Source organism: Simkaniaceae bacterium, assembly GCA_021734805.1.
In the GTDB taxonomy this organism is placed as follows: Bacteria; Chlamydiota; Chlamydiia; order Chlamydiales; family JACRBE01; genus Amphritriteisimkania.
In genome coordinates, this window is sequence record JAIPIG010000042.1 from 1 (window position 1) to 12,027 (window position 12,027).

The 12,027-nt window shown below is 39.8% G+C and carries 9 protein-coding genes; 4 read left to right on the top strand and 5 right to left on the bottom strand.

The annotated features are described in order from the left end of the window. Positions 1-172: 172 nt before the first annotated feature. Positions 173-949 (top strand): GNAT family N-acetyltransferase, encoded by a 777-nt coding sequence (locus tag K9M07_07375; protein MCF7853042.1) that lies wholly within the window; start codon positions 173-175, stop codon positions 947-949. Here K9M07_07375 and treY read toward each other — a convergent pair. Further along, positions 907-3,450 carry a malto-oligosyltrehalose synthase gene (gene treY / locus K9M07_07380; protein MCF7853043.1) on the bottom strand — a complete coding sequence of 848 codons (2,544 nt, stop codon included), beginning with the start codon at positions 3,448-3,450 and terminating at the stop codon, positions 907-909. The genes K9M07_07375 and treY overlap by 43 nt on opposite strands. A gap of 178 nt (positions 3,451-3,628) precedes the next feature. On the opposite strand from treY, the gene K9M07_07385 reads away from it, so the two are divergent. Next, the gene (locus K9M07_07385) at positions 3,629-4,720 is read left to right on the top strand and encodes a DUF4172 domain-containing protein (GenBank protein ID MCF7853044.1); all 1,092 of its coding nucleotides are present in this window, start codon (positions 3,629-3,631) and stop codon (positions 4,718-4,720) included. 266 nt (positions 4,721-4,986) lie between these two features. Further along, complete coding sequence (locus K9M07_07390) at positions 4,987-5,985, top strand: guanosine monophosphate reductase (protein MCF7853045.1); 999 nt, start codon at positions 4,987-4,989, stop codon at positions 5,983-5,985. 24 nt (positions 5,986-6,009) lie between these two features. On the opposite strand, the gene K9M07_07395 is transcribed toward K9M07_07390, so the two are convergent. The 4 genes from K9M07_07395 to K9M07_07410 all read right to left on the bottom strand — a co-directional run bounded on the left by K9M07_07395 (position 6,010) and on the right by K9M07_07410 (position 10,028). Then, positions 6,010-7,146: a hypothetical protein gene (locus tag K9M07_07395; GenBank protein ID MCF7853046.1), complete on the bottom strand. Its 1,137-nt coding sequence runs from the start codon at positions 7,144-7,146 to the stop codon at positions 6,010-6,012. Between the two features lie 86 nt (positions 7,147-7,232). Then, positions 7,233-8,618: a glycosyltransferase family 2 protein gene (locus tag K9M07_07400; protein MCF7853047.1), complete on the bottom strand. Its 1,386-nt coding sequence runs from the start codon at positions 8,616-8,618 to the stop codon at positions 7,233-7,235. Continuing rightward, a complete protein-coding gene (locus K9M07_07405; GenBank protein MCF7853048.1) occupies positions 8,608-9,639 on the bottom strand; it encodes a HEAT repeat domain-containing protein in 1,032 nt (343 codons plus the stop codon). Before K9M07_07405 ends, K9M07_07400 begins: the two co-directional genes overlap by 11 nt. Continuing rightward, the gene (locus tag K9M07_07410; GenBank protein MCF7853049.1) at positions 9,639-10,028 is read right to left on the bottom strand and encodes a response regulator transcription factor; all 390 of its coding nucleotides are present in this window, start codon (positions 10,026-10,028) and stop codon (positions 9,639-9,641) included. The genes K9M07_07405 and K9M07_07410 overlap by 1 nt, the downstream gene beginning before the upstream one ends. Before the next feature lie 342 nt (positions 10,029-10,370). Between K9M07_07410 and K9M07_07415 the strand changes: the two genes are divergently transcribed. Then, the gene (locus tag K9M07_07415) at positions 10,371-11,927 is read left to right on the top strand and encodes a PAS domain S-box protein (protein ID MCF7853050.1); all 1,557 of its coding nucleotides are present in this window, start codon (positions 10,371-10,373) and stop codon (positions 11,925-11,927) included. Positions 11,928-12,027: the final 100 nt, after the last annotated feature.

Genomic DNA, 12,027 nt, shown 5'->3' on the forward strand with positions numbered 1-12,027 from the left:
AAGGTGAGCAGGATGGTGCGTCAGATTTGGTCTTCCCGGGGCGAGAACATTGTCAAATAGACAAGACGAGCCCCGGGAAGGACGAAGATGACGTGACAGACTGCACAGATTCACCGAGAAAGCGTGAGAAATGCGGGTTAGACCATTTGAATCAAAAATAAGGGTTTTAAATATGGCGGCAGTTGCGAGTGATACCATTGGATTTAAGACACACTTCACAAATTTAAAAGGGGATGAAATCCCGGGTGAAATTTACTGTGAAATAAATAAGGCTGCATTGCCCAGTGGCTATCAAATGACGGCACAAGCACTGGATCGCGTTGTAGGAACATTGTTTTGTTATGAAGACCGAAGGGCTGAGGAGCTTTTTGTTACAGAGCTTGAAAATTTTACTAAAGATGAAGCGGATTGCCTGAAAGGGGTTGGGACGGCTTTAATTGATGGGGCGGTTATGTTAAGCTGTACTCTCGGCTGTCAGGGGAGAGTTTCACTTTACTCTAAGGAGAAGGCGGTTGGGTTTTATGCGAAATTAGGTTTTTTGTTTGAATGCCGTTCAATATGGCAGCCCAAATATCATGAATTGAAACCTCTTTTAAACAACTTAAAAATGAAGGGGTTTTTATCAGCTAAGGATGAAGATCTATCTGATTTTCTTTGGAGGACTGTTGATAAGGTGCGCTCTATTGCTTCTAAAGAATTGCATACACCATCAGAGAAAGTGACAAATAGTGACTTGCGCCAATGGATCAATGATATGGAAACCAAAGGTTCTGAGCCTCGAATCAACCGCAATGCAAAAATTATCGAGATTTTGAGGTCTAAGGTCAAAGATTTTTCTGTTTTGACGGACGGTTCAATGACCTTAACTGATGAAGGGATTGCGAGGGCAATGGGTCGTTTTGATTGTTATGAAAGGATTGAGCCGATGAAAACTAAAGGAAGCCCTTGAGTTTTTTCATAATCAATCTTGAGGTATGAGCCGTGATCAAATGTTTCAATAATGACGGGGTGACGGTAGAGAGGATCTTCTATCTTTTTAAGCTCAAAAGGCAGTTTAAGATGAAAGCTTGTATGAGGGAGTTTTTTGATTGAGCTAAAGAAGCGAAAGGCAATACAAATAATGACTCGATCATCTTTTTGTCGCATAAAAGCAATGACGTGCTGATGGAAAGGGGAATCAAGGGTGAGCGGGATGTAATCACCATGTAAAAATAGATCTGCATGGGCTTGTCTGAGTTTGAGAGAAAAGTGGGTGAGAGCCATTTTATGAAAATCACCGGGAGGCGTTGAAAGGAGTCTCTCAGTTGTTTTTTTGCGATTGAGCCTGAGCAAAAGAGAGCGCCTCTTTGAAAAATCAACCTCTCTTCGGTTGTCAGGATCAACAAGTGAGTCCTCAAAGCACTCCATTCCTTGGTAGAGATCAAAAACGCCGGGGGATCCCATTTTTAAAATAATGGAGGAGAGCGAGTTGAACCTGCCAAGAGCGATGATTTCATCGACAAAAGCATCAAGGCTCGATAGGAAATCAGGGGATAAACGTCGGTTTGTAATATGTTCCAGAAAGAGCCGGGCATTTTCTTCGTATTTGAGATTGGGATCAACCCAATTGGTATAGTCTTTTGCTTCCCTCATTGCTTTTGAAAGATAGTCATGAAGGCGCATTTTATGACTTTTTTTATTGCGTAGATGAGTGCCGGGCCAAAAGCCAATCAGAGTTTGATAGATGAAAAACTCAATGTTTTTATCGATACCGGGATTATGAGGAAGGTTGAGCTGATGCCAAAGCTTAATATGTTCTTGGAAAGAAGAGGGAAGTTCACTGAGTACGCTAATGCGGTATCTTACATCTTCCGAGCGTTTTGTGTCATGTGTTGAGGTGGGAATAAAGTTGAGAGGAAAGCGTTCGAGTCGCTGCCGGTTTTTAATGTGAAACGATTCGGCAGATGTTCCAAATTGCAGGGGATTGCTTCCTACCTCATTGAGTGAAATGAGTCGATGGTAGCGATATAAAAAAGTGTCTTCTAAACTTTTTGCCATCACACAGGGCATCAGTTGCTGCAATTTCAATAAGGGAAATCGAACTCTCATCTCTGTTATTTGTTTAAGAATGAGCATCTCACAAGGAAGAGGGCCTTTTAAAGAGGCTTCAAGATCATGAATAGCCTGCGATAAAATCTCTTCATCATCGCTTGATATGGCATTTTCGTTGGCATAAGTGCGATAAACCGGAATATGACACAGCAGTTCAACGATGAGATCTTTTAAAATAGAAAAAGAGAGTGCAGGGTCATTGGCTTTTTCCAAGATCAATTTTGTAATGTTTTTAATCTCTCCTTTTAAGTACCCCCCGATGATCTGTCTTTTAATGAGGATAAGCATCTCTTTAGATTTATGAACCACACCGGTGAAATCTTCGTATATTTTTGTCATCAATTTTTCATTTGTTTGATCGACAAAGAGGCCATTGAGTAAGTTGAGGTACTCATATCCGACAGAGCCGTCTACCGGCCAGTCATTGGGCAGGTTTTCATCTTTTTCTAGAATTTTTTCAACAATGACATATAGACCGGGGAAAGCGTCTTGGAGCTTTTTTAAATATTTAGCAGGCTCATAGAGCCCATCGGGATGGTCAATGCGGATCCCTTGGACATGCCCTTCTTGAATCAAATGAAAGGCCTTTTCATGAAAGGCTTTAAAGACGTCATCGTATTGCATATTGATGCCAATTAAATCATTGATATCAAAAAAACGGCGGTAATTAATCAAATCATAGCCGCTTTTCCAATAGGCAAGTAGATAGTGTTGCATTGAGAGGATTTTTTCAATTTGCTTCGGCTCGTGAATTGATTTTGTAAGATGATCTGAAATCCAAATTTGCGATTCCTCAGAAATAGGCAAAGCAATCGGACCGATGCGTACAGAGACGCTACTGCCGGAGCCGATCAATTTGATATATCCCTTATGGATTGCCTCCTCTAGAGGAATAGGCAAAATAGGCAATAAGATTTTGTTTTTAAGGGGTTTATAATGAGGGTCGTAGTTGATGTCAAAAAAATGGGCATACGGTGATGAAGGACCTTTTTCCAGTACATCGAAAAACCAAGGGTTTTGAACGGTTGCAGCGAGGTGATTGGGGACAAAATCAAGAAGATGGGCAAGCCCGTAGTATTTCAGCTCTTTAAAGAAAAGGGAGAACTGATGCGGCGTTCCAATCAATGTATTCAAACGGTTGGGGGAAGTGATCAAATAGGGGTTATTCGATCCCTTGGGGATCTCAAAATAGGGAGAAGTGTAGACAGTATCGATACCTAAGCTTTTGAGGTAGGAGATCACCCTAATAGCATCTTTAATTTTAAAATGAGGCCCAAGTTGTAGGCGGTAGGCATTAACGGGTGAAAAGGAGCTTTTTTTGATCATATCTTTTAAAAAAGTTAGCAAACTTCTCTTCATGCCCACTTTTGCGATTTTTGGCAAGTTGAGCTTTAATCTCAAATTTTGACTTACTCGTGCTTAAGTGACTTATAATCATTTGGATATGCGCTCAGAAGGTAAAAATGAGTTATAGGATGCTGTTTTATAACTCAGTTTTATGATAAAATATGAGTTATAAAGCAAGGAGCTATGCATCATGCCATGGAACTGGGAATTGCCTCATTGGCCGGTATTCAACCTTAACGCGTCTCAAATTGTAAAATTAGAAAAACAATTTCTGATTAGTGTAGGGGAGTCAGCTGCATTTCTTAAGGGGATTGATCCAAAAAATCGTGAGCAATTTGTCATAGAAATTCTGAGCATAGAGGGAATTGAAAGCTCAAAAATTGAAGGAGAAATCCTCAATCGAGAAAGTTTACAATCCTCAATTAAAAGGCATTTCGGGCTTAAAAGCTCTACAGAGAAAACCTCTCCCAAAGAAGCAGGCCTTGCTAAACTGCTTTGCAATGTTTATGAAACATTTTCACAGCCGCTGACGCATGAAATGCTATTTGAATGGCACTCCCTTCTATTTAATCAATCGAATCAAAAGATTGACTCAGGGAAGTACCGCTCTCATACTGAGCCCATGCAAATTGTATCGAGCCGGTATGATCGGCATCATGTTTTTTTTGAAGCACCTCCATCTGATCGAGTCTTTGATGAAATGCAGCGCTTTATTCATTGGTTTAATTCCTCGCAACCGGAAGATTCATTTTTAATACGCGCTGCGATTGCCCATATTTTCTTTGAAAGCATCCATCCCTTTGAAGATGGAAATGGAAGAATCGGGCGGGCTTTGGTTGAAAAAATACTATCCCAAAGTATAGGAAAGCCCATTCTGGTAGCGATCTCAAAAACTTTAGAAAAGAATAAAAGACAATATTACTTGGAGCTCGGAAAATGTAATCATACATTGAATATTCAAGACTGGGTTGTTTTTTTCTCAAATATGATATTAAAGGCTCAGGAAGAGTCTCTTGCGATGCTAAATTTTCTCATTGAAAAAGCTCACCTTTTATCAAAGTTTAAAGGGCAACTCAATCAGAGGCAGGAAAAAGTGCTTTTGAGGATATTTGCAGAAGGAATAGAGGGATTTAAGGGGGGGCTTAGTGCTGAAAATTATATTAAAATTACAAAGACTTCAAGAGCAACGGCCACTCGTGATTTAGCCGGTCTAGTTAAAATGGGAGCCCTATTTAAAACAGGTGAACTTAAACATACTCGATATTGGTTATACCGGGAGTGATTCAAGAGCGATATAAATATCAAGTGAAAGACTTTTCCCAAAAATCGCCTTTGAGTTAGACTCGACTTTGTACATTTTTCGGATGCGAGTTTTGCAAGATTTTGACATACAATCGGTTACCAATTCCTGCAATCGGCTTGAACACGCCATTACAGAAATTGGTAACCGATTGTATGTCAAAAGATTGTGAAAATCGCGCCAAAAAATGTACAAAGTCGAGTTAGAGTCGAAAAGAATTTTTTAATCTCAAATACGCGGAATTACTGATGAAAAAAGCCTATACTTTTGACGATGTTGCCCTTGTCCCTCAATTTAATAATGTCCCTTCTCGCACCGAACCCAATTTAAGTAGTTGGCTTACCAAGGATAGTAAAATTGATATTCCGATTTTATGTGCCAATATGGATACGACGATTTGTGGTGAGCTGGCAGATATCTTAATTGAGTATGGATCTACTCCCATTTATCACCGCTTTTCTCCTATGGAGGATCAAAAGCGCTGGGTGGATAAATATCAAGATAAGACCTTTGTTTCTTGTGGTATTCAAAAATTCGACGAAACAATTGAGCTGTTAGAGCGGGGAGCATCGGGAGTTTGTATTGATGTTGCACATGGCCACTCCGATCGAATGATGCATTTTATAGAAAAGATTAAATCAAAATGTCCCGGCAAAGCAGTCATTGCGGGGAATGTTTGCACCCCAATGGCGTATCACGATCTCGTTAATGCGGGGGCCGATGCGATTAAGGTGGGTATTGGGCCCGGCGCGGCATGTACAACGCGCATTATGACCGGCTTTGGCGTACCGCAATTCAGCGCCGTTTATGATTGTGCTAAAATTGCCGAAAAACTGCGCGTTCCACTCATTGCCGATGGGGGCATTCGGACAAGTCGCGATATTGTTCTCGCTTTAGCTGCAGGGGCAAGCAGTGTGATGATTGGCAAACTCTTTGCGCTGACTAAAGAAAGTGCCGCCCCTAAAAAAGAAACGAAAGAAGGTCTCATTGCCAAGTACCGTGGTCAAGCCAGTGCCGACTTCCAAATCGACTTTTATGGTGGCCTAAAAGAAAAAACGGTCGCTGAGGGAATCGATTTTTGGGCTCCCGTAAAAAAGTCGGCGAGAGAACTTCTCGATGAATTTCTAGGGGGGATCCGCAGCGGGCTTACATACGGTGGAGCACGCAGCCTCAAAGAGCTTCAGCGCAAGGCCGAATTTGTCGAAGTGACGGCAGCCTATCTTTTTGAGAGCCATCCTAGAGGATAGATGATGGAAGAAAAATTGGTGTTATTATTCATAATCGGCCCATCTAATGAAATGTTGTGCTTGAGTCGTTGAATAATCCGGTTTTTCTGTGGGCGTGGATAGAAGCTGCTGAGCCAATAGAGCGATATGTTTCATTCCCAGATTCAATGGAATAGAGGGATCCTCTAACGAGGTCTTAGGAGATTCTTTTATTAATTTTAAAGCTAAGGATGATATCCGATCCGTTTGAGCATATCCAAAAAATCCAAGACCTACTTTTTTTGCTTCCTCCATAGAAAGCTGAGTATCGGGCTTATCATAACAGAGGCCCATTTGTTTTTCATATCCTATTAGCTTTGAAGAATACCATTTTTTTGTTTGCTCCAGAAAAGCTTCTCGGGTTGAAAAATAGTTTTGAACTTCTTTAGATTCACTTGATTGTGGGGCATTATAGCGATCTAAAAGATCTTGTAACAATTCATTTTCCGTAACGAGATCATCAAATCCCATTGCCCAATACAAAGGCTCTCCTGATTCTGTACGATCCATATAAAAAGCCCAATGACCATGACCGGAACCTATTGGGTGCTTGATTCCATACCAAGGGATGCCGTGAAAATATAATCTCGTCCCTAAAGTAATACCGGATCGATTTGCCGAATAGAAGCGAACATCAGCCGGCAGCGTAAAAAACTCAAGAGGATTGGGTACGTGAGAAACTCCCACAGTGAAATTCAGCGCCATTTCAGGGTGGGAGTGTATAATATTAAATTTTTCCTCCCCAATCACATCTGCAATGGCTTTGATCATAATGGCTTTAGAAGCTCCTCCACAATCAGTCCTTGAAGGTCCCTCTAAAAATGAATGTAAACCTGACCAAGGAGTAGATTCTTTTTTTACCCAAAATGTTTCTTGTTCATCTTTTGAAAGGTGGGGTGGAGTAGCAGCATCACTGTAGGTGAAATGAAATACTTGCTTTGCAGCTTTCATCGCAGTTTCATAGATACTCTCATGAATTTCAGTGTCCAATTGGCGGTCCCATAAAGGGACAGCTATTAAATCGGCAGCCTCGATGAAAGCAGCTCCAATTACGACCTCCATAGGAGTTTTTTGTTTAATTCTTGATGCGAGTGAAAACATTTTTTCAAATATAGGTCGTTTAGATAAAGAAATAGCTGCCATAAAATACTCATAATTAACATTGCGCAATATAATATAGAGAGTGTTTGTAAAAAACAATAATAATTGTACGATAGTTTATGGGGTTGTTAATTAATTGTTCGGCTAGTGCGGATGACTTTAGGAAGCCTTTTAAAAAACTCGATAAAGCCTTGCAAACGCCAAATAAGGCCAATCTGGTGATACCCGATATTCTCGACAAGGCATGAGGTGAAAAGCAGAAGAAAGCTGCGAATCGAGGGGTATTTTCTAAAGCCTAGGTCTTCGACAAGCAAACAATAAATGGTGTAGAGGAGAATAATCCCAAGGCTCATCGCAAGATATAGAAAGAAAAAAGAGGCATTTAGAATGCCTAAATACCATGTCGATAAAATATAAAAATACCCAATCGTTTCTATAACGGGATCCAACATTTCCCCAAAAAGCCAGAAGGGATAGACAACCAATCCGATAAAGCCATACTTAGGGTTGAATAACATTCTTTTATGAAAAAAAAGGGGTTCTAATACGGCAAGATGCCATCGCACCCGTTGTTTTTTTAGTTCGCCCCAGGTTTCAGGAGCCATTGTCCAAGCAATGGGGTCGGGGAGATGAAAAATTTTATACTTTTGTTTGCGCTCTTTCATCTTGCGATGGAGTTTGATCACAATTTCAACATCTTCTCCTACACTATTTGCAAACCCTCCAATATCGACAATGAGGTCTCTTTGAAAAAGAGAAAATGCACCTGCAACGATAAAATTCGCATTAAAAAAATCCCATCCTTGGCGAGTCAAGAAACTGCGCATATATTCAATGCCTTGCATTGACACTAGATAAGTCTTTGGGAATTTGAGAGTAGAAATACGATTATAGTCGAGTTCGCATTCATTTTTCAAATGGATGCTCGATCCAACGCAAACAGTGGAATCATCCATTAAGATAGGGCGGATCATTGCCTTAAAACCGATGTCATCGATAAAGGTGTCTGCATCAATCACAATAAAATAGGCGGATGTCGTTGCATTAATGCCGGCGTTGGAAGCATCAAATTTCCCCCCATGTTCTTTATCGAGGAGAATGATCTCAGGATGGGTCTTGCTTTGGTAAACTTGTCGAATAGATTGTGTCTCCAGGGGAGATTCGTAGAGCTTGGGGATAGGGGTCATTTGAAATGTTTCGAGAAGAGCGTTTAGTGAATCATCCGCTGAACCGTCATTGACGATAATTATTTTTTTATAGCGATAGGTGAGCCTTGTCATATTCCGAATATTTTCAACACTCTGATCAAGCTCATTATAAACCGGAATGATGAGGGTGATTTCAGGAAGAGATTCCGAATGAAGAATGGATGTAAAATCTTCACTCTCCACTTCATTTTTTCGCTTATAAACTTTAAACGAACCCAATACGATCAGAAATAAATAAACAAGATTCAAGATAGTGAAATACCAAATAAAGAAAAATTGAATGGATATGAGAAATTTAGTAAACACGATCAAATTCTTTGAGGTAATTTAAAATCTCATGTACTTGATTGGGTGGTTTTGAATCGAGAAGAAATTTTTCTTTTTTTAATTTTCTGATCGATTTTATCGCTTCGAAGCGAAGATCAATCGCTTCATCACTTAGAGCAATATCTTTGAGAAAAGTGAGTGTTTCAAACGTGTTATAGCTTGCCAAGGCCATGATTGCCTTTTTTTTGATGGCATTTGAAGTATCTTTCGCGAGCTTAAAAAGAGACTGCTCACCCTCTTTTATTGGATTTAACATGAGGATTTCAAGGGCAAAAAACTTTTGTGTGAAATCATCTGAAATGAGGTCTGCTTTGATATCGGGAACATGATGCCCTAGAAATCGACCCGAAAGGGCAATCAATGCCGGAATATGGTATCGCGGTTCGGTTGAAAGACGGGCAATGATCTCAATCCCTTTGCTCGAGCTTTGTCTTAAGAGGTCTCGAAAGTAGATTTGCAAATATTCGATCCCGGAATTCATCTGGTCTAATAGAAGAGCGATGAGTTTGGGGTTTTCAAGGGCAATTGCAACTCGAGCTGCTTCACAGCGAATCATAAAGTGGGAATCTAATAGCAAAGAGTGGATAAAGATCTCATCGGCCGGTTGAGGGCACATGGCAAAGACTTTAGCTGAAAAGTAGCGCCGTCTCCAAAAGCGACTTGTAATCCACTCTGTGGCTTTAATAGATAGAAATCGCTCGACATAGTGTTGTTTGAAGTCACACCAATCATTTCCCTTAAGCCTTCGATCAAAGCGCTCTAGTATTTTTAACATATGGCGAGGGGCGTATTTTCCTTTAGCGAGTTGATCTAAATTCAGTTCTTTGTGTTTGAGCCAATCTAAGATAAAGACTTCAATTGAGTGCTCTTCACGCATACTTTTTTTTCTTTGAAAAAAGAAGGCAAGGCGTTCAATAAAAAAAATAAAAATAAGGCATATAACGAGAATAACCTCCCCCAATAGGATGTAAAAAAAGAGGGCGTAGGCTTGATCAAACATTACGTGTTTCTCGAAATGAGGCTTCGGGCCTTTTCCATGAGTATTTTTTGGTTAAAGGGTTTGCCTATATAGTCAAGAGCCCCCCGTTTTAATCCTTCGAGCACATCTTTTTCAGCATCCAAAGCGCTCAATATGAGCACGGGGATTCTGTGTTGGTGCTTTTCTTGAATTTGCATTAGAATTTCAATTCCATCCATGTCAGGCAAAATGCGATCGAGAACAACTAAAGCAATCGATTCGGAATGACTCTCATCCAAAAGGTAGTTCAGCGCAGGCTTGCCCTGCGTAAAGGATTCGGTTCCATACCCTTCATTTTGAAATAAATACTCGAGAATATGCAAGAGATCCTCATCATCATCGACTAAAATAACTATATTTTTTCCCGGCATGCTCCTTTTGCCCCTTTAAGGTGTCTTCTATTTTGAAATATCTAAAGCAAAAAAAAATAGATACCAAAATTTTGACACTCTTGCATTGAATTGATGAATTGACTATACCGAAATGAGTTGAAGAATTGGGATTGTAGCTTTGATGGCTCTTCGAACGGAGGCCAAGCTGGAAGCTCCCTGGATCCAAGCAGGGAGCTTCTCACGCGGCCCAACCATTAATAGCCAATATTCCTTAACCGTCAAAAAACCTCCTCTATTCATAGAGAGGATTTTTTAATTTTTATCAGGCTTTAGCCGGCTTAATTTTTTTGATCCTATTGAAGATAGGTCAAAAAAATAAGGGTGAAAAGTCGAAGATGCCGGCGAAGATACAAACCAATTCTTCAATTTATTTCGGTATACACATACCAACCTTGGGAGTACCTGTTTATTTCTGATCAATACGACAATCAGTTTTTTTCCGATCTTTCCAGATGCATTCACGAATCTGATTCGATGAAAATGGCTATGTATCAACTTCATTCCCTCTTGAAATCAAGAGATGCATGGCAAGTCATCCTTTTATGGGAGTGGAATCCAAATAAGGAAGCTCTACACTGTATAGAAATCATTTCAGATCCAAGCGAGTTTTTAGAGGCCTTTAAAACAACTTCCGCTTCGCTTTCCGCTTGTTATCTGACACCGGCCATTCCCTTTCATGCATTTAAAGAAAAAAGGGGGGTGATTGCTTATGACTTGAAGGATGACCCTCGGTATGAAATAGCGCAGAAGGCCGGGATTGAGAGTGGGCTTGTTATCCCTATCTTCAATCATTCTCAGGCTAGTTGCGTATTAGAAATTTACAAGAAGGGGGCTTTAGATGCTTCAAATGAATCGCAGTTGCAAACGCTCATGTATTGGATTCAATTGCAATATGAAATCTTTTTTAAACATCTATTGATTGAAAAACAGCTAAAAGCCCAGAGAAAAGTTTTAGATTCAATGGTCGATGCCGTCTATAGTTGTGATATGCAGGGCAATATTCAGACATGGAGCAAGGGGTGTGAACTTATTTATAAATGGACTGAAGCGGAGATCATTGGGAAAAGCATCAAGACGTTCATTCCGGACAAAGAAAAAGATTATTTTGATTTCTTATTACAAAACTTTTCACAGGGAAAACCGATTGTTCATATTGAAACGAATGCCGTTAATAAAAATGGAGAAATCTTCGTTATTCATACAACGTATACTATGGAAAGAAATGATAAACATGAATTAATCGGAGTTGCCATTTCCGCACACGATGCGACCTGCCAAGCTAGAGAAAAAGAAGCGATTAAGAAAATCGAAGAGAAGTTAAAAAATGTGGTTGAGAACATTCAAGAATGGGTATGGGAAGTTGATGATCAATCGCGCATAGTTTATTCAAATCATTTAGTTACAAATTTTTTGGGTTTCTCTATAGAAGAAGTCTTGGATAAGGAAATTTCTTCTCTTTTACTTGAACAAAAGGATTTAGAGTATTTCAAAAGCAATAAGCCTTGGGAAAACCAAGTGATTCAAATGAGGGGAAAAAATAATCAGGTTTGTCAATTAGAATGTAGCGCCGTTCCTTTTCGTCTTGATAATTACAGTGATAAAATGGGATTGCGCTTGGCTGCTCGTGATATTACTGAGAGAATCCGCTTAGAAAAAATGAAGGAAGAATTCATATCAATGATTAGCCATGAATTGAGAACACCTCTTTCTGCTATCATTGCTGCTTTAGATCTTCTCAAAAGCGGTGGGATTCCTAAAGAGAACAGTCAAGAAGTTTTAGATATTCTGATTAAGAATTCGCATTTACTTAAAGAATTAATTGATAACATATTGATTGTTCAAACAGCGGTTCCCGCTAGAAAAATCGGAACAACTTGAATTCCAAGTGGTTTTGGAGTAAAAAAAAGGATCTCCCATTCCCTCTCCTAGGGAATTTTAAACGTCTCAAAAATTTTCTAAACAACTGGGATACGCACTC